This is a genomic window from Methylobacterium sp. NPDC080182, from assembly GCF_050281105.1.
In the GTDB taxonomy this organism is placed as follows: Bacteria; Pseudomonadota; Alphaproteobacteria; order Rhizobiales; family Beijerinckiaceae; genus Methylobacterium.
The window spans coordinates 172,051-190,217 of record NZ_JBNNWO010000005.1; the positions used below are offsets into that span (position 1 = coordinate 172,051).

17 protein-coding genes are annotated in these 18,167 nt (G+C 73.4%); 6 read left to right on the forward strand and 11 right to left on the reverse strand.

All coding sequences use genetic code 11. From position 1 onward, the window contains the following. Positions 1–40 precede the first annotated feature (40 nt). The gene (locus ACQKQD_RS11380; protein WP_427508410.1) at positions 41–1,060 is read right to left on the reverse strand and encodes a zinc-dependent alcohol dehydrogenase family protein; all 1,020 of its coding nucleotides are present in this window, start codon (positions 1,058–1,060) and stop codon (positions 41–43) included. Positions 1,061–1,280: 220 nt separating this feature from the next. Between ACQKQD_RS11380 and serA the strand changes: the two genes are divergently transcribed. After that, the gene (gene serA, locus ACQKQD_RS11385; RefSeq protein ID WP_082558002.1) at positions 1,281–2,501 is read left to right on the forward strand and encodes a phosphoglycerate dehydrogenase; all 1,221 of its coding nucleotides are present in this window, start codon (positions 1,281–1,283) and stop codon (positions 2,499–2,501) included. 114 nt (positions 2,502–2,615) lie between these two features. Here serA and ACQKQD_RS11390 read toward each other — a convergent pair whose 3' ends face one another. The 3 genes from ACQKQD_RS11390 to cysE form a co-directional block, all read right to left on the reverse strand. After that, positions 2,616–4,610: a family 2A encapsulin nanocompartment cargo protein cysteine desulfurase gene (locus ACQKQD_RS11390; RefSeq protein WP_427508411.1), complete on the reverse strand. Its 1,995-nt coding sequence runs from the start codon at positions 4,608–4,610 to the stop codon at positions 2,616–2,618. Then, positions 4,597–5,994, reverse strand: a complete 1,398-nt coding sequence (locus tag ACQKQD_RS11395) for a family 2B encapsulin nanocompartment shell protein (RefSeq protein WP_427508412.1) — start codon at positions 5,992–5,994, stop codon at positions 4,597–4,599. The genes ACQKQD_RS11390 and ACQKQD_RS11395 overlap by 14 nt, the downstream gene beginning before the upstream one ends. 428 nt (positions 5,995–6,422) lie before the next feature. Continuing rightward, a complete protein-coding gene (gene cysE, locus ACQKQD_RS11400; protein ID WP_020095129.1) occupies positions 6,423–7,295 on the reverse strand; it encodes a serine O-acetyltransferase in 873 nt (290 codons plus the stop codon). A 640-nt stretch (positions 7,296–7,935) separates the two neighbouring features. Here cysE and ACQKQD_RS11405 point away from each other — a divergent pair. The 3 genes from ACQKQD_RS11405 to ACQKQD_RS11415 all read left to right on the forward strand — a co-directional run bounded on the left by ACQKQD_RS11405 (position 7,936) and on the right by ACQKQD_RS11415 (position 9,852). Then, positions 7,936–8,214 (forward strand): hypothetical protein, encoded by a 279-nt coding sequence (locus ACQKQD_RS11405; protein ID WP_020095131.1) that lies wholly within the window; start codon positions 7,936–7,938, stop codon positions 8,212–8,214. Between the two features lie 55 nt (positions 8,215–8,269). Beyond that, positions 8,270–9,532, forward strand: a complete 1,263-nt coding sequence (locus ACQKQD_RS11410; RefSeq protein WP_427508413.1) for a hypothetical protein — start codon at positions 8,270–8,272, stop codon at positions 9,530–9,532. A gap of 98 nt (positions 9,533–9,630) precedes the next feature. Further along, positions 9,631–9,852 (forward strand): hypothetical protein, encoded by a 222-nt coding sequence (locus tag ACQKQD_RS11415; protein ID WP_091681463.1) that lies wholly within the window; start codon positions 9,631–9,633, stop codon positions 9,850–9,852. Positions 9,853–9,879: 27 nt separating this feature from the next. Here the strand turns inward: ACQKQD_RS11415 and ACQKQD_RS11420 are convergent, their stop codons facing one another. Genes ACQKQD_RS11420 through ACQKQD_RS11440 form a run of 5 tightly spaced genes read right to left on the reverse strand, consistent with a single transcriptional unit; the run spans position 9,880 to position 14,982 of the window. Continuing rightward, the gene (locus ACQKQD_RS11420) at positions 9,880–10,680 is read right to left on the reverse strand and encodes an ABC transporter ATP-binding protein (protein ID WP_091681464.1); all 801 of its coding nucleotides are present in this window, start codon (positions 10,678–10,680) and stop codon (positions 9,880–9,882) included. 7 nt (positions 10,681–10,687) lie between these two features. Beyond that, positions 10,688–12,055, reverse strand: coding sequence for an ABC transporter substrate-binding protein (locus ACQKQD_RS11425; RefSeq protein WP_427508414.1), 1,368 nt, complete (start codon positions 12,053–12,055; stop codon positions 10,688–10,690). Between the two features lie 33 nt (positions 12,056–12,088). Next, the gene (locus tag ACQKQD_RS11430) at positions 12,089–13,123 is read right to left on the reverse strand and encodes a branched-chain amino acid ABC transporter permease (RefSeq protein WP_427508415.1); all 1,035 of its coding nucleotides are present in this window, start codon (positions 13,121–13,123) and stop codon (positions 12,089–12,091) included. A 6-nt stretch (positions 13,124–13,129) separates the two neighbouring features. Continuing rightward, the gene (locus ACQKQD_RS11435; protein WP_091977433.1) at positions 13,130–14,023 is read right to left on the reverse strand and encodes a branched-chain amino acid ABC transporter permease; all 894 of its coding nucleotides are present in this window, start codon (positions 14,021–14,023) and stop codon (positions 13,130–13,132) included. Then, positions 14,020–14,982 (reverse strand): ABC transporter ATP-binding protein, encoded by a 963-nt coding sequence (locus ACQKQD_RS11440; RefSeq protein ID WP_427508416.1) that lies wholly within the window; start codon positions 14,980–14,982, stop codon positions 14,020–14,022. The genes ACQKQD_RS11435 and ACQKQD_RS11440 overlap by 4 nt, the downstream gene beginning before the upstream one ends. 424 nt (positions 14,983–15,406) lie before the next feature. Here ACQKQD_RS11440 and ACQKQD_RS11445 point away from each other — a divergent pair, with 424 nt between their 5' ends. Both ACQKQD_RS11445 and ACQKQD_RS11450 read left to right on the forward strand, forming a co-directional pair. Then, positions 15,407–16,138 (forward strand): Crp/Fnr family transcriptional regulator, encoded by a 732-nt coding sequence (locus ACQKQD_RS11445; protein ID WP_427508417.1) that lies wholly within the window; start codon positions 15,407–15,409, stop codon positions 16,136–16,138. A gap of 56 nt (positions 16,139–16,194) precedes the next feature. Beyond that, positions 16,195–16,914: an HWE histidine kinase domain-containing protein gene (locus ACQKQD_RS11450; protein WP_427508418.1), complete on the forward strand. Its 720-nt coding sequence runs from the start codon at positions 16,195–16,197 to the stop codon at positions 16,912–16,914. A gap of 3 nt (positions 16,915–16,917) precedes the next feature. Here the strand turns inward: ACQKQD_RS11450 and ACQKQD_RS11455 are convergent, their stop codons facing one another. Then, entirely contained in the window at positions 16,918–17,697 is a 780-nt protein-coding gene (locus tag ACQKQD_RS11455) for a Crp/Fnr family transcriptional regulator (RefSeq protein ID WP_020095141.1), read from the reverse strand. A gap of 235 nt (positions 17,698–17,932) precedes the next feature. Continuing rightward, positions 17,933–18,151, reverse strand: a complete 219-nt coding sequence (locus ACQKQD_RS11460) for a DUF6894 family protein (RefSeq protein WP_020095142.1) — start codon at positions 18,149–18,151, stop codon at positions 17,933–17,935. Positions 18,152–18,167 lie beyond the last annotated feature (16 nt).

Consider the following 18,167-nt stretch of genomic DNA (forward strand, 5'->3'; position numbering starts at 1 on the left):
CGCACCGCCCGCTGCACCGCCTCGGGCCCGGCCGGACCGCTCAGATCTCGACGCAGATCTTGCCGAAGTGGCGGTTGCTCTCCTGGTGACGGAACGCCGCGACGAGGTCGTCGAGGGGGAAGCGGCGGTCGATGACCGGCCGCAGCCCGCAGGCGTCGATGCCGCGGATCATCTCGATCTGGTGGCGCCGGCTGCCGACCAGCACGCCCTGCAGCCGGATCTGCTTCAGGAGCGCCGGCACCAGCGGCAGCTCGCCCGCGACCCCCGAGAGGATGCCGATCACCGAGACGTGGCCGGCGACCCGCGCGGCGGCCATGGACTGCTCCAGCGTCGCCGGGCCGCCGACGTCGAGGACGTGGTCGACACCGCGCCCGTCGGTCAGGCGCCGGGCGGTCTCGCCCCAGGCCGGGTCGGTGCGGTAGTTGATGACGTGGTCGGCGCCGAGACCGCGCAGGCGCTCCAGCTTGGCGTCGCTGGAGGAGGTGGCGATCACCGTGGCCCCCGCCGCCTTGGCGAATTGCAGGCCGAACAGCGACACGCCGCCGGTGCCCTGCACCAGCACCACGTCGCCGCTCTTCAGGCCGGCATCGGCGTGCAGCGCCCGCCACGCGGTGAGCGCGGCGGTGGTCAGCGTCGCCGCCTCGGCGTGGTCCCAACCCCGCGGGGCGCGGGTGAAGGCGGTGGCGGGCGCGGTGACGCCCCCGCGGGCGTAGCCGTCGACCCCGTCGCCCGGCACGGTGGCGAAGCCCTCGACGCGCGGCGTGCCCTCCAGCCAGGTCGGGAAGAACGTGCTGACCACCCGGTCGCCCACGGCGAACTCGGTCACGCCCGGCCCCACGGCCTCGACCTCTCCGGCCCCGTCGGACATCGGGATGCGCGGCTCGCTCGGGCCCCACATCCCGCTGACCACCGCGTAGTCGTGGTAGTTGAGGGAGCTCGCCCGCAGGCGGACGGTGATCGCGCCGGGCCCGGGCTCCGGCACGGGCCGCTCGCCGAAGGTCACCTTGTCGAAGCCGCCGCCGGGCTGGACGATGACGGCCCGGGCTGTCGATCCGGTCATGGTGCACCTGTCGCTCCGCGGCCTCGGCCGCTGGGAGGCGGACACTGGCAGGCCCGGCGCGCGCCGTCGAGACGACGGGGCCGGGCCGTCCGTCGCGGGGCGGGGAGGGCGGCGCGCGCCGCGCGCCCGCAACCCCGTCCCGCCCGCGCCGCCCTTGCCGCTGCGCCGCGCCGGCGCCAAGGTCGCGGATCGCATCCCGTCCGTGGAGGGAGGACAGACCGTGTCGACCGAGCGCGTCGTTCTGACCGAAAGCATAGCGCCGACAGCGTCCAGGATCTTCACCCAGGCCGGGATCGGCGCCATCCGGCAGCTGTCGCGCGCGGTCAGCCCCGGGGACGCCGGCGAACTGGCCGACGTCACCGTCCTCGGCATCCGCTCGCGCACGCAGGTCACCGCCGCGCTTCTCGACGCCCTGCCCGACCTCGCCGCCATCGGCTGCTTCAGCGTCGGGACCAACCAAGTCGACCTCGAGACGGCGCGCGCCCGCGGCCTGCCGGTGTTCAACGCGCCGTTCTCGAACACGCGCAGCGTCGCCGAACTGACGATCGGCGAGATCGTGATGCTGCTCCGGCGCATCGTGCCGCGCTCGGTCGCGGCCCATGAAGGCGGCTGGGACAAGTCGGCCACCGGCGCCTTCGAGGTGCGCGGCAAGACGCTCGGCATCGTCGGCTACGGCAATATCGGCGCGCAGCTCTCGAACCTCGCCGAGGCGATGGGCATGCGCGTCATCTTCTACGACCTCACCGACAAGTTGCGCCACGGGAACACCGAGCCGGCCGAGAGCTTCGAGGCCCTGCTCGCCGTGAGCGACGTGGTCAGCCTGCACGTCCCGGAGACGCCGCTGACCCACGGACTGATGGGCGCGGAGCGGATCCGCGCGATGAAGCCGGGCGCCTACCTGATCAACAACAGCCGCGGCACGGTCGTGGACCTGGACGCCCTGGCGGCGGCTCTGCGCGACGGTCACCTCGCCGGGGCCGCGATCGACGTCTTCCCGGTGGAGCCGACCTCCAACGCGGAGCGCTTCGTCTCGCCCCTGCAGGGGCTGCCGAACGTGATCCTCACCCCCCATGTCGGCGGCTCGACCGAGGAGGCCCAGGACCGCATCGGCGCGGAGGTGGCCCGCAAGCTGGTCGACTACGTCCAGACCGGCTCGACGCTCGGCGCCGTGAACTTCCCGCAGGTCCAGCTGCCGCCGCGCCTGTCCGGCGCGCGCTTCCTCCACGTGCACCGGAACGTGCCCGGCGTGCTCGGGCAGATCAACGCGATCTTCTCGGGCCGGTCGCTCAACATCGACGCGCAGTACCTGCAGACGGACGGCGAGTTCGGCTACGTCGTGGTGGACGCGTCCGTGCCGCCGGGCGAGGCGGACGCGGTGCTCCGCGCGCTGCGGGCCATCGACGGCACGGTGCGGACGCGGCATCTCCGGCCGGCGGCGTGAGGATCCGCGCGCCGCGCCGGACGTCGGCGACGGGTCGCGCGGATCCTCACGCCCGCAGGGCAGGGTTCGGCGCGGACACGACGCCCCCGCGCCCGCCGGCCGGCGACGCGCCGGTCACGGTCGCGGCAGGGTGTGCAGCGCCCGCAGGAAGGCGTCGACCTCCGCGCGGGTGTTGTAGAAGGCCAGCGAGGCCCGCACCGACTGGTCGACCCCGAACCGGCGCAGGGCCGGCAGGGCGCAGTGATGGCCCGAGCGCACCGCGATGCCGTGCGCGTCGAGGTGGTGGGCGACCGCCGCGTTCGTCTGCCCCTCGATCACGAAGGACATCACGCTCGCCTTCTCACGGGCCGTGCCGATCAGGCGCAGGCCCTTCACGTCGGCGAGCCCGCCCTGCGCGTAGCCCAGGAGGTCGTGCTCGTAGGCGGCGATCGCCGGCATGCCGATACCCGCGAGGTAGTCGAGCGCCGCTCCGAGACCGACCGCCCCGGCGATGTCGGGTGTGCCCGCCTCGAACTTCTCGGGCGCGCCCTTGTAGACGGTCTTCGCGAAGGTGACGTCCTCGATCATGTGGCCGCCGCCCTGCCAGGGCGGCATCGCCTCCAGCAGGTGGGCCTTGCCGTAGAGCGCGCCGATGCCCGTCGGCCCGAACACCTTGTGGCCCGAGAAGACCAGGAAGTCCGCGTCGAGGGACTGCACGTCCAGCGGCATGTGCGGCGCGGATTGCGCCGCGTCGACCAGCACCGGCACCCCGTAGGCGTGGGCGAGCTGGATGATCTCCCGCACCGGGTTCACGGTGCCGAGGGCGTTGGCCACCTGCGTCACCGAGACGATCTTGGTCCGGCCGGAGAGCAACGCCGCGTACTGCTCGAAGATGATCTCGCCCCGATCGTTGACCGGGATCACCCGGAGCGTCGCCCCGGTCTGCTGCGCCAGCAGCTGCCAGGGCACGATGTTGGCGTGGTGCTCGATGGTCGAGACGATGATCTCGTCGCCCGGGCCGACATTGGCCCGGCCGTACGAGTTCGCCACGAGGTTGATCGCCTCCGTGGTGCCCCGCAGGAAGACGATGTCGTCCTTCGTGGGCGCGTTGAGGAAGCGGCGCACCGCCTCGCGGCCGCCCTCGAACAGGTCCGTGGCGCGCGCCGCCAAAGTGTGGGCGGCCCGGTGGATGTTCGAGTTGTGCCGGGCGTAGAACTCCGAGGTCGCGTCGATCACCCCTTGCGGCTTGTGGGTGGTGGCGGCGTTGTCGAGCCAGACCAGCGGGTGGCCGTTGACGCTCTGGTGCAGGGCCGGGAAGTCCCGGCGGACATGCTCCACGTCGAAGGGCGCCGCCACCGGGCTCGACCCGTGCGACGTCACCCGCGGCGCCGGGCCCGGGTCGCGGGCCGGCTCCACCCGGGGGCTCGCCGGCGCCCTGCGGGCCGGGCCGGGGCCGAGGTTCAAGAAGTAGTAGTCGGAGGCCGGCGCCCCGGGCGTCCGGGAGAGCGTCCTGGTGCGCGCAAAGTTCTCCTGCGCCTCGTCGATTCCGGCCCTCGACGGGTCGGCCGGCACGAGCTGCGGGGCGAGCGCGTGCGCGAAGGCGTTGGCGCGGGGATGGTCCGCGGCGATCTGCCGGTGCAGCTCCGGGCCGCCGGAGAGGGCGGCCGCCAGCGCCGGGGCGCCGGGCAAGGAGAAGTCCGGCAGCACCGGGCGCGGGCTCGCCGGGTGGACCGGCGGGATCGCAGCCACGTCTGCGAAGGCCGGGCTCGCGGGTGCGAGGTTCGGCAGGGTCGGCCCGGAGAGACCCGGCAGGCCGACCGGCGGCGCCCCGAAGGAGCGCGCCGCCAGCGCGGAGGCGTCGGGCGGCAGGCCGGCGGGCTGGCCGCCCGCTGGGGCGGAAGGGACGCCCAGGGGCGCACTCGGCAGCGGCGCGCCGCCCGGGCCCTGGGGCAGGCTCTCGAGGGCCTGCGGGACCTGGGGGCCGGCGGGGAGCGCCGGCGCGAAGGGCCGGCTCGCGGCCTGACCCTGCCCGTAGATCTCCCGGGCGAGGCGTCCGACCAGATCCGCGTGGGCCAGCTCGCCCGGGCTCGCCCCGGGCAGCCCGAGGGCGACAGCCTCAGGCGTAGTCATGGTAGTTGCCCAGCAGCACGTTATCGAGGCGGGCGATCGCGTCCTCGACCAGCACAGCGGCCGAGAAGTAGCGGGTCACGAGGTGCGAGGCGATCGAGTGGTCGTTGGTGCCCATGTAGCGCACCGACAGGCCGGGCTCGATCTCGCCGGTCACGCCCGACTTCTGCAGGCCGACCACGCCCTGCTCGCCCTCGCCGACGCGCAGCAGCAGGATCGAGGTGGTCTCGGCCCCGGTCACCGGGTCGAGGTCGATCGGCAGCTTGTCGCTCGGCACCAGCGGCACGCCGCGCCACGTGATGAACGGCGCGCCGAACAGGTGGACGACGACCGGCGGCACGCCGCGGCGGGTCGCCTCCCGGCCGAAGGCCGCGATGGCGCGGGGATGGGCCACGAAGAAGGCGGGCTTCTTCCAGACCAGGGTCAGCAGCTCGTCGAGGTCGTCCGGGGTGGGCGGGCCGCCGCGGGTGGGGATGCGCTGGCGCGGGCCGACCTCGCCGAGAAGGCCGAACTGCGCGTTGTTCAGAAGCTCCCACTCCTCGCGCTCCTTCACGGCGTCGACCGTGAGGCGGATCTGCTCGCGGAGCTGGTCGATCTCGTTGGAGTAGAGATCGGTGACGCGGGTATGGGTGTTGAGGATCGTCTGGATGGTCGAGAGGTGGTACTCGCGCGGATCGACCTCGTAGTCGACGAAGGTCGTCGGCAGGCGCGGCTCGCCGGTATGGACCGCCAGCAGCTCGATCCCCTGCTCGCCGTAGGAGTTGGTGTGACCTTTGAGGCGGTCGCGCTCCTCGCGGTACTGCGCGATCTTGGCGCGGATCTCCTCGCTCTCCACCGCGGCGGCGTCGAGGGTCAGGAGGGTCACGGCCGACAGGGCCTTCACGGCCGGGGCGGGCGCGCGCTCACCGGCGAGGCTCGCATCGCCGAAATAGTCGCCCTTCGTGGCGAGCCCCTGGCGCAGGCGACCCTTGTAGGGGCCCGACAGGGTCAGCTCGACGGTGCCGTCGGCCACCACCGTGAGGCTGCGGCCGGCGGAGCCCTCCTCGTGGATCACCGTTCCGGCCTTGTGCTGGCTCTCGGTGAACTTGGCCGCCAGCGCCGCCAGCTCGGCATCGCCCAGCCGGCTGAACAGCGGCACGGCCCGCAGGGAGGCGGGACGGATCACCTTGCCGTCCCCCTTGTCCTCGGCGACGAGATCGATCCGGCCGGGGCGGGCCAGCACGACGGCGCGGCGGTTGACGCGGTAGACCCCGCCCGCCACGTCCACGAAGGGCAGGAGCCGGAGCAGCCAGCGCGGCGTGTTGGCCGCGTTCTGGACCGAGGTGACGGTCGCCGTCGCAAGATTGCGTGCCGCCGTGGCGCTCACGCTCAGACCCGGTCCGCTCATCGTTCGTCCTCACTCCATCCAGGATTCAGGCGCGCCGCGCCGATCCGCGCGGCGGCAGTGCGCCCCGCAGCCTGTGCGGGGCGGGCGCAAGTCGTTCCGATCAGAACGCGACGACGATCGCGACCCGAGCGGCCGCACCGTCAATCAAATCATGTATTCTCTAGCAGTCCGACAGCCATCGTCGAACGCTCGGCCGGGCCGACTTCATCGTTGTTCCGGCGATGTCTGGATAAAGTCTGATTCGCCCAAGGGTCAACGGAATGATGTCCCTATTTTTCGCCGATTCGTAGAAATGGATCCCGTGGTATGCACGACGAACAGGACACGACCGTCCTCAGACAGGCAGGTCAGAGAACTTAATTCTACGGAATCGCGCCCGGCGGCGGCGCCCGGACGACTTTGTTGTCAGGAAAAATCTTTCGCGCATCTCAGATGCCGTCCCCGTAGCCGAAGGACTGGTCCATGCTGAGCGCCGGCTCCTCGTCGACGGGCAGGCGCGAGACGACCCGGGCCGGCACGCCCGCCACGGTCGTGTGGGGCGGCACGTCCTGCAGCACCACCGCGGCGGCCGCGACCTTGGCGCCCGCCCCGACGCGGATGTTGCCCAGCACCTTGGCGCCGACGCTGAGCAGCACCCCGCGCTCGATCTTGGGATGCCGGTCGCCGCTCTCCTTTCCGTTGCCCCCGAGCGTCACCGACTGGAGGATCGAGACGTCGTCGGCGATCACCGTGGTCTCGCCGATCACCACGCCGGTGGCGTGGTCGATGAACACCCCCGAGCCGATCCGGGCCGCCGGGTGGATGTCGCAGCCGAACACCTCGGAGATCCGGCTCTGGACGTGCAGCGCCAGGGTCGCCCGGCCCCGGTGCCAGAGCCAGTGGCCGACCCGGTACGCCTCGAGCGCGGCGAGTCCCTTGTAGAACAGGAACGGGTCGAGGTAGCGGCGGCAGGTCGGGTCGCGCTCGCGGATCGCCACGAGGTCGCGCACCGCGTGGGCGCCGGCCTGCGGGTCGGCCTCGAAGGCCGAGAGGCACAGGTCGCGCATCGACAGGCGTGCGAGGTCGCCGTCCCCGAGCCGGTGGGCGAGGCGGTAGGCGAGGGCCTGGGCCAGCGAGCGCTGGTCGAGGATCGTCGCCTGGATGATCCCCGCATAGAGGGGCTCCTCGATCAGGGCCGCCTCGGCCTCGGCGCGCAGGGCGGCCCAGACTTCGGCCTCCGCGGTGCTGCGGCTCGTGATGCGCAGGGGCGGCTGGACCACGGCCATCGTGGCGCCCGCGGCGGGCAGGGCAGCGTGATGCATCGGTCGTCGCCGATCACGGCAGGGGGCGGAACGGGTCGGGCCGGCCGCGCTCCAGGGCGTCGTGCCCCTGGACCGTCACGCCCACATTGGCCGGGGCGTCGCCCCGCATCATCGTCCCCGGGGCCATGGTGTCGTCTCCCTCGAATCGGTCGCGGTGGCGGCCCGATTCCGCCGCCGGCGGCGCCGGCGAGAAGTCTCTTCCGGATGCCCCGGTCCGGCGGAGAAGGTTTCGACCGCACGAGCGCGTTGTCGGAGCATTGTTTCGCTAAGTCATTGTTAAAGCATGATATTCAGGCATCGCGCCGGCTTTGGCAAGTCCCGGGAGCCGGCCGTCGCCGACCGGCATCGGCGATCGATCGCGGCCGCGATCCGGGCATATCTCCGCCGACCCCGTGCTTCTGCTCCGGCTCGCGGCTTCGACGAACAACCTGCGCTGCAAGTCCTCGCCAATTTGGCAGCACATTCTCGGGCCCGGCGTCTACATTGACGGTGTCGACATACAGTCGATGCGGAGCCCAACGGAGGTTTGCCGTGATCACCAGCAAGGAACGGTTCGCCCGGATGACTGCGCCGTGTCTGCCGTGTTGCCGCGTCCAAGAGGAGGAGAGCGCACGACATCAGACACGCGAGGCGACCACCGATGCTGACCTATGACACGACCCGGAACACCCGTCCCGACCTGAGCCCCGAACCGGCCGCCGCCCTCGGCCGGGCCCTGTCCCGGAGCGTCCGCTCCCATCCCTCCCACGAACGCGCCGCCCTCGCGAGCGCCCTCGACGACGGCCTGATGCCCGACGAGGTCGCGCAGATCCTCGCCGGCCGCCCGGTGGCCGAGGCCTTCCCGATCCGCTGGGGCGAGAGCCCGGAAGCCTACGCGTCCCGGGCCGTGTCCGAGATGTTCGTCGCCTACCTCCAGTAGGCGCGTCGCTGCCGGCCGCGCCGGCCTCTCCGACCACGAACGATGGAAACCTGCCATGTCGGTCTTCCCCCGCGGGTGGAGGCGCCGGACGGGGACGGCCGCCTGCGCGCTCGCCCTGGCGCCCGCCCTGGCGCTCGGTGCCGCCGGCCCGGCCGCGGCCGGACACCCGCCGAAGGGCCGCGGCGCGGCCGCTGCCGCAGCCGGCGTGCCGGACGTCCCGGCCCGGCTCACGGTCGGGCCGGGCGGACGGGACCTGAGGCTCGCGGGCGATCTCGCTGCGGGGGTCGCCGCGCGGGTCCGGGCCATCCTCGCCGCGCACCCGCGGATCGCCCGGATCCATCTCACGAGCGACGGCGGCCTCGTAGAGGAGGGGGCGGCGATCGGGGCGCTCGTGGCGGCCCGCGGCCTCGCCACCTACGTCCCCGACGCCTGCGCCTCGGCCTGCACGCTGATCTTCGTCCGCGGCCGGACGCGCTACCTCGCGGCCGGCGGGCGGCTCGGCTTCCACGCCCCCTACGAGATCGGGGCGCAGGGCCGGATGCGCCCGGTGGATTCCGCGCCGGAGCGGGCGGCCTACCGGGCCGCCGGCCTGCCGGCGGCCTTCGTGACGCGGGCGCTGGCGGTGCCCCCGGCCGGGATCTGGATCCCGACGGACGGGGAGCTGCGCGCGGCCGGCATCGTCACCGAGGTCGTCGGACCGGACCGCTTCCCCGATTCCACTCTGGACGCGGATCCGAGCGCGGCCGGGGCGCGGGCCGCGATCCTGCGGAACCTGCCGATCCTGCGCCAAGCCGAGGCGGCGGGGCTCGACCCGATCGCCCGGTGGTACCGGGACGGCTACGCCGCCGGCCGGCCGGAGGCGGAGGCCGCCGCGGGGTTGAGGCGGATGGCCGCCGGCTACCTGCAGCGGCGCTTCCGGGCGGCCGACGACGCCGTCGTCCGCGCCCTGGGCCAGCGGATCCTGGCGACGCTGGAGCGGGCCGGCGCGGGGGACGCGGCGGCCTGCGGCCTCCTCGCGGCCGGCGACCTCGTGGCGCTCGACGCGCGGCTGCGGGCCGAGCGGCCCGCGTCGCACGGGCTCGCCCCGCTCCTCGCCCGGACACGGGCCGCGCGGCCGGACGGGGCGGCCGCGCCCGCCGCGGACCCGGGCACCGCGCGGTCGATGGCCGCAGCGGCGGCCCCCTCGGACGACTGCGCCGCCCGGATCGCCGCGACGCGGCGCGCCCTCGACCTTCCGGCCCGCGAATCGGCCGCCGCGCTGCGGGCCCTGTTCCTCGCGGAGCCGCAGCGGATCCTGGCGAGCCGCGACGGGCCGTAGCGGCCCGCCGACCCTCGACACGCCGCGCCGGCGCCTATCTTCGCACCCGCGGCACGCCCCGGACGGGCGCCGGCCGCGGGGAGACAGGGGTTCGACGGATGCCGGATTATCGCCTGCGCGGGGCGGTCCGTGGCGAGGATGGCGAGATCGGCGCGCCGCGCGTCGACGAGGTGCTCACGGCCGCGGACGCGAAGGAGGCGGTGCGCCTCGCCAACAGCCGCTCGCTGACGATCGAGGACGACGCGGTGAACGCCCTGTGGCTGGTCGACGCCCACGGTACCCTGCTCTGGTCCCTGCGCCGGGCCGACCGGGACTCCTGACGCGAGGCCTGACGCGGGCCGGCACCGTCAGCCCGATGCGCGGCGGCCCGTCTCCGGCAGCGCGGCGGCCCCGGCATCGTCGGCGCCCCCGAGATACAGGGACCGGACGTCGTCCCGCGCCCGCAGGGACGCGGCGGTGCCGGCCAGCGCGCTGCGCCCGTTCTCCAGCACCACGGCGTGGTGGGCGTGGCGCAGGGCGAGGCGGACGTTCTGCTCGGCCACCAGCAGGGTCAGACCCTCGGCGCGGTTCAGGCCGGCGAGCACCCGGTAGATCTCCTCGACCACGCGGGGGGCGAGCCCCATGGACGGCTCGTCGAGGACGAGCAGCCGGGGCCGCCCCATCAGCGCCCGGCCAATCGCCGCCATCTGCTGCTCGCCGCCCGAGAGCAGGCCGGCGGCGACGCCCCGCTTCGCGGCGAGCCGCGGGAACAGGCCGTAGACCCGGTCCAGATCGGCGCGCACGCCGCCGCGGCCCGTACCGCGCCCGAGCCCGCCCGCCACGAGGTTCTCCTGGACGCTCAGGCTCCGGAAGCAGTGGCGCCCCTCCAGCACGCCGACGAGCCCGGCGCGGACGAGGACGTCGGTCCGGGTCCGCGTCACGTCGCGCCCGTCATAGGCGAGGCGCCCGGCCGTGACCCGGCCGCGCAGGGCCGGCAGCAGGTTCGACACCGCCCGCAGCAGGGTCGTCTTGCCGGCGCCGTTGGCGCCGACCAGGGCGACAATCTCCCCCGCCCGGACCGCGAGGTCGACGCCGTGCAGGGCGTGCACCGCCCCGCCGTAGACGACTTCCAGGGCCTCGACCTGCAGGAGGGGCGGCGCGGTGCTCACCGGGCGCTCACCGGGCCACCGCGGCGGCCTGCTTGCCGGCCGCGTCCGCGGCCTCCTCGGCCGCGCAGTCGCGCGGGGTGATGCCGCGCTCCTTGGCGTAGGCGGTCGCGGACGCCTCGATGATCGGGCGCAGGCTCGCCCAGTCGGGGGCGATCCAGTCGGACACCACGGTCCACTTCGCCCCGTCCCATTGCTGGAAGGTGACGCGGCCCTCGCCCTCGTGGTTGGCGCAGGTGACGTTGATCGAGTGGAACAGGCCCTTGGCGCCGAGCGCCGCCACCCGGGCCTCGTCGAGGCGCAGGTGCTCGAAGCCCCAGCGCACCTCGTCGCCGGTGAGCGTCCGCTGGCCGAACCGCGCTTGCGCGATCCGCACCGCCTCGACGTTGAGGATGCCGTTCAGCACCCCGAGATTGTGGTAGACGCTGCCGATCCGCTTCCGGTCGGCGAGGTTGCCGTTGCCGGCCCCGTAGACCTTGCCGACGACCTCCTGGATCACCGGGTAGGCGGTGCCCGAGGCCTGGGTCGTGATGGCGACGTAGCCCTTGGCGGCGTCACCCGCCGGGATCACGTCCTCCTCCGAGTTCGACCAGACATTGCCGACGATGCGGTCGGCCGGGAAGCCGGTCTTCTGGGCGGTCTTCAGGGCCACCGGGTTCATCACGCCCCAGCCGCGCAGCACCACGAAGTCGGGCCGCAGGCGCCGGATCGTGAGCCACTGCGACTGCTGCTCGTTGCCGGGATGGGGCACCTCGATCTGCGCGACGGTGAAGCCGTAGCGCTCGGCGAGCCGCGCGTAGATCGGGATCGTCTCCTTGCCGTAGGGCGAGCCGTGGTAGAGCACCGCGACGGTCTTGCCCTTCAGCTTGTCGAGGCCGCCCGCGCGGGTGCCGAGATACTGGATGATGCCGCTCGTCTCGCTGTAGGGGTTGAGCAGCAGCGGGAACACGTAGGGGAAGACGCGCCCGTCGGTGGAGTCGGTGCGGCCGTGGTTGATCGTGATCAGCGGCACCTTGTCGGCGGTGATGCGGTCGATCATCGCGTAGGCGATGCCCACCGAGAGCGGGTTCCAGGCGGCGATGCCGGGCCGGGACTTCAGCCGCTCGTAGACCTCGACGCCGCGCTCGACCTCGTACTGGGTCTCGCCCTCGCTCCAGGTGAGCTTGACGCCGTTCACCCCGCCGTCGCGGGCGTTGATCAGGTTGAGATAGTCGATGAAGCCCCCGAAGAAGCCGGTCCCACCGGCCGCGTAGGGGCCGACCCGGTAGCTCTGGAGCGGGAAATACTGCTCGTCGGCCCAAGCGGCCCGGGGGGCCGCGCCGGCGAGCGCGACGGTGCCGGCGAGGAGCGCGGCGCGGAGACGGGTCGTCAGGGGCATGGTCGTCCTGGGGTTGGTCGGGCGGGGAGGGGATCAGGCCGCGCGGCGGCCGAGGCGGCGGCCCGCCCGGTCGAGGAGGGCGGCGAGGCCGGCGGGCTCGCGGATCAGCACGGCGACGATCAGGGCGCCGAGCACGACGCGCTGGACCATCTCCAGGGTGCCGGAATCGAACCCGTCGCCGAGGAGCGCCGCGCCGAGGCGCGACAGGAGCAGGGGCAGCACCACGATGAAGCCCGCGCCCAGGAAGGCGCCGCGCAGGGTGCCGAGGCCGCCGATGATCACGATGAACAGGATCTGGAAGGAGCGGTCGAGGTTGAACCCCGCCGGCTCGACGGTGCGCAGATACGCGAAGGCCCAGAGCGCCCCGGCGATCCCGATCACGAAGGACGAGGCCGCGAAGGCCAGGAGCTTGGTCCGGGCGACCCGCACGCCCACGAGGCGGGCGGCGGTCTCGTTGTCGCGGATCGCCACGAGGTTCCGGCCCGTGGGCGAGGTGACGAGCCTCCACGCGACGAAGGTCAGCAGCGTGACCACCGTGAGCGTGACCAGGTAGCGGCCGCACGGGTCGTCGAAGGACAGGCCGGCCACCACCAGCCGGGGGGCGGTGACGATGCCCGAGGGGCTGTCGTCGGAGATCCAGCCGATCCGGTTCAGCGCCCAGGCCACGAAGAACTGCACGGCGAGCGTCGAGACCGCGAGGTAGAAGCCCCGCAGGCGCAGGGCCGGCAGCCCCGCCACCAGCCCGGCGAGCGCCGCCACGAGGCCGGCGAGCAGGAGCGCTGCCGGGAGCGGCAGGCCGGGCAGGCGCAGCGACAGGTTGAAGGCCGCGTAGGCCCCGACCGCCATGAAGGCGGCCGAGCCCAGGGAGAGCAGCCCGGCATAGCCGGTGAGCAGGTTGAGCCCGAGGCCGGCCAGCGCCAGGGCCAGGAACGGCGTCAGCAGCGCCTCGAACAGGTAGCTCGTTCCGGTGAGCGGTACGATCCCGTAGGCCAGGACCAGCAGGGCGCCGAGGCCGAGGGTCCCGGCGGGCAGGTGCGTGCGCGGCACGGCGCGGGGGAGGGCCACCACAGCGGCTCAGACCCGCTCGACGGCGCGCAGGCCGAGCAGGCCCGACGGCCGGACCAGCAGGAAGCCCAGGGCCGCCACGTAGGCGATCCAGCCCTCGATGCCGCCGCCGATGACCGGCCCGAGATAGACCTCGGACAGCTTCTCCGCCGCGCCGACGATCAGCCCGGCCAGGATCGCCCCGGCGACGGAGTCGAAGCCGCCGAGCACGAGCACCGGCAGCGCCTTCAGCACCACCAGCGACAGGGAGAACTGCACGCCGAGCCGCGCCCCCCAGAGCAGCCCCGCCACCAGCGCGACGATCCCGGCGGCGATCCAGACCGCCGACCAGATCCGGGGCAGGCGCAGGCCGGTGTTGAGGGCGGCGAGCGGATCGTCCGCCACCGCCCGGAAGGCGAGGCCGGTGCGGGTGTAGCGGAAGAAGGCGGCGAGGACCGCCACCATCAGGCCCGCGACCGCGGCGGCGAACAGGTCGAACCGGCTGACCAGCACGCCGCCGAGATCGATCGGCGTGTCGTCGATGCCGAGGTCGAGCCCGTGGACCTGGGTGCCCCAGGCGAGCTGGGCCGCGCCCTCGATCACGTAGGCGACGCCCAGCGTCGCCATGAACAGGGTGATGGGCGGCTGGTTGACGAGCGGCCGCAGCACCAGGCGCTCCACGCCGAGACCGACCACCACCATCGCGGCGAGCGTCGCGGCCAGGGCCGCCGGGACGGGCAGGCCGCGCTCGGTCAGGCTCACGAAGGTGAGGGCGGCGAACAGCACCATCGCGCCCTGCGCGAAGTTGAGCACGCCCGAGGTCTTGTAGATCAGCACGAAGCCGATCGCCACGAGGGCGTACATGACGCCCGACAGGAGGCCGCCGACGACGACCTCGATCAGGAAGGCGAGATCCGGGCTCATGCGGCGGCCGCGTCCCCGTCTTCGGCCGCGTCTCCATCCGCGGCGGGACCAGCGGCGGGACCAGCGGCGGCATCCGCCTCCCCGTCCGCGAGCCCCAGATAGGCCGCGATGACCGCCGGGTCCGCCCGCACCTCCGCGGGCGTGCCGGTGGCGATGCGGCGGCCGTGGTCGAGCACGGTCACCCGGTCGGAGAGGCGCATGACGACGCCGATATCGTGCTCGATCAGGACGATCGCGGCCCCGGACCGATCCCGCGCCGCCCGGATGAAGCCGGTCATCTCCGCCTTCTCGGTCGCCGTCATGCCGGCCATCGGCTCGTCGAGGAGCAGGAGCCGCGGCCCGGCCACCAGGGCCCGGCCGAGCTCGACCCGCTTCTGGAGCCCGTAGGGGAGGCTGCCGGCGAGGCGGTCGGCCACCGCCGCGAGGCCGAGGCGTCCGATCACCGCCTCGGCGGCGGCGCGGTGGGCGCGCGCCTCCCGTCGGGCGGAGGGCAGGCCCAGGATCTGGGCCGCGGGCCCGGCGCGCCGCGCGGCCGAGAGTCCCGCGAGGACGTTGTCGCGCACGCTCAGGCCCGCGAACAGGGCGAGGTTCTGGAAGGTCCGGGCGACGCCCAGCGCGGCGAGCCGCCCGGCCGGCACCCGGGCGAAGCTCTCCGCGCCGAACCGCACCCGCCCGGCCCGCGGTGCGTAGAGGCCGGTGATCGCGTTGATCAGCGAGGATTTGCCGGCGCCGTTCGGCCCGATCACGGCGTGGATCTCGCCGGCCCCGACCGCGAGGTCGATCTCCGCGAAGGCGACGGTGCCGCCGAAGGCGAGGGACAGCCCCTCGACCGACAGGACCGCGTCCGCCCGGTCCCGGTGCGGGCCGCCGCCGGGGCCTGCCGCCGGGCGGGCGGCGGGCCGGGGGAGGGGGCCTCGCCCGTCCCGGACCGGGCGGACGAGGCGCAGCGCAGGCTGCATGGGCAGGAATCCGTCCACGATAGGCCGTCCGCTGCGGCGCGAACCGGCGGAACCCGTTGAGAGAAGGCGAGGAACAGGACGACGACGTGTCCCGAGCCGATATTCCGGCATTCCCGCCCGTCAAATCGTGCTCCGCCGGGTCCACGAAGTCAAAAGCACAGTCTTTTCAATTTCGACACGACGCGCGAACATTCTTCCTCAGGGAGAGGTCGGCGCGGGATCACTGCTCTAGTCCTGACGACGGGCCGCCCGAACCGCCGATATCTTGCCGCCTCGCGACGGTGACGGGCCCGGATCCGGGCGATTCGGCCGGGTGCGGTGGGCGGAAAGACACCTTACGGTAGCACAAACTAATCTGCATAAGTATTCATGGCTTGAAACAAAATGTAGGTTCGCGCCCCCACGCCGTCGTGGAGACGCCGCCATGCCAAACCCGCTCGTGCACAAGCTAAATTGCTATGTCGGGCTCTCCGAAGACGACCGGATGTGCTTGGCCGACGCCATGAGCCCGAGCCGCATGGTCGCCGCGCGCACCGACATCATCCACGAGGGCGAGGATCCGCGCGCGATCACCGTGATCCTCGAGGGCTGGGCCTGCCGGTACCGGCAGTTCGCCAACGGGCGCCGCCAGATCGTCTCGCTCCTGCTCCCGGGCGACCCGTGCGACCCGCACATCTTCCTCCTCGACGAGATGGATCACGCGATCGGCGCGATCACGCCCGTGCTCCTCGGCCAGATCTCCGGCCCCGCGATGCGGGACGTGACCGCCCGCAGCCCGCGGCTCGACATGGCCTTCCACCGCGAGGCCCTGGCCACCGCGGCGATCCAGCGCGAGTGGACGGTCAGCCTCGGCAGCCGCACCGGGATCGAGCGCCTCGCCCACCTGTTCTGCGAGGTGCACGCGCGCCTGGCGGCCATCGGCCTGAGCGACGGGAATACCTGCGCGATGCCGATGACGCAGAACGATCTCGGCGACGCGATGGGGCAGACCAGCGTGCACATCAACCGCACGCTCCAGGAACTGCGCGGCATGGGGCTGATCACCCTGCGCAGCCGGCGCCTGACGATCCACGATCCGGCCGCGCTCGCCCGGCTCGCGCATTTCGACACCGCGTACCTCCATCTCACCGAGGCCGGCCACGCCGCCGCGCGCTGAACCCTGCCCGCCCCGCGGTGATTGAGCCAGGTTGAACACATCCGGAGTGGCCCGGCATGACAGACCCTCGCGATCCGGCGGAGCGACTCGCGGCCCTCGAGGCCGACAACGCGCGCCTGCGCCGGCTGCTCGACGCGGCGGGGCTCCCGGACGGCCTGCGCCACGGCATGCGCAACACGATGGCGATGATGCGCACCGCCATGCACCGCTCCGCCGAGAGCGCCGCGGATGTCGAGAGCTACGTGGCGCATCTCGACGGCCGGTTCGGGGCGATCATGCGCGTGCAGGCCGCCACCGACGCGTTCGGCGACGCGGACCTGCACACGCTGATCTCGGACGAGCTGATGTTCCACCTCGCCCGCGAGGGCGAGCAGGCCAGCCTCGCGGGCCCGCGGGTGCGCCTCCGCCCCAAGGCCGCCCAGGTCGTCGCGCTGGCCCTGCACGAACTGGCGAGCAACGCGGTGGAGCACGGATCCCTGGCGCTCCCCCAGGGCCGGATCCGCGCCGCGTGGCGGGTGACGGACGCGGAGGCCGGACCGCCCGTCCTCAGCCTCGACTGGGCCGAGACCGGCGGCAGCGGTGTCCAGGCCTCCGGACGGCGCGGCTTCGGCACGGACGTGCTGACGGAGATGCTGGCCTACGATCTCGGCGCGGCGGTCGACCTGCGCTACGAGCCGGACGGGCTGCGCTGCGCGATCCGCGTGCCGCTCACGGCCCAGATCGGGCGCCGCGTGGCCGAGGATCCCGAGACGGACTGGGACGGCGACGGCCGGTGAGCCTCACGAGCCGGACGCCGCCCGCACCTGCCCGGTCATCTGCGGCAGCGCGCCGAGCGCCTCCACGGGCGGGTTCGGGCCGGGCAGGAGCAGGTAGTCGGGCGTGAACCCGGAAAACTCCCGCAGACGCTCGAGATTCGGCACGCGCACGCTCTTGCGCCCGCTCTCGATCAGGCCGGCCCTGCGCAGATCGGAGAGGACGCGCGAGAGGTGGACGTTCGAGAGCCCCGCCGTGTCGGCCAGTTCGGACTGCGCCAGCGGCAGGCGGTAATCGGGCTCCAGGCCGAGGCCGACGGCGTTCAGGCGCGCGAAGAGCTCGCAGATGATGTGGGCGACCTGCCTGTCGGCGGACCGGCGCCCCACCCCGACGAGCCATTCCTGCAGGACGGCCTCGTCGACCAGGATCGACCACCAGAGGGCGCGGTAGATGTTGGGCCGGAGGGCGGCGAGTTCCTTGATCGTCCGGTAGGGGACCGAGGCGACGGTGCAGGGCGTCAGCGTCGCCACGGAGTGGATCGCCCGGTTGAGCAGGGACGCGTGCAGGTCGCAGCCGTCGCCGGGCACGAGGTAGGCGAGGATCGAGCGCCCCCCGTCGGGCACCAGCTTGTAGCGGCAGGCGAACCCGTCGAGGATCACGTAGGCGGCGTCGGGCCGCACGCCTTCCGAGACCAGGTCGCGGCCCGCCTCGACCTGCGCGACATCGCTGGTCGCCGCTGCCAGGGCGGCCACGTCGCCCTCGTCCAGGTTCGCGCGCAGGGCCAGCTTCCGAAGGAAGGGGTTCAAGGGATCTCCCGGACATCCTGCCCCGCGCGCGGAGCTGCCTCTGCGTAAACGCGTGACGGCTTATCCTTACTCCGCGAACGCATCAAATGATCGCCACGCCCGGGTGCGGCTCTCGGCGCGATCGGACCGGGGCCGCCTCCCGGCATCGGCCGCGAAGGTCGCGACAAGTCGCGCTGGGGTCGCGCTGGGGTCGCGCCGCGTCGTGCCCGTCGGGGCATGGGGCCGGGTCGGCGTATCAGGAGAGCGGCAGCGTGCGCAGGACGGTGCCGTTCGCGTCGTGGATCTCCATCCGCCAGCCCGCCGCGGCGTCCGGCAGCTCGCCGGCCTTCCGGAATTCCTCGATCAGCACCAGCGCCTCCGCCTCCGCGTGCGCGACCGACGCGGCGAGGACGCCGGTCTCGTCCTCGATCGTCTCGCCGTCGCTCCTCAGGCGGAAATAGTAGCGCTCTGCCATGACAGCCTTCAGCCCA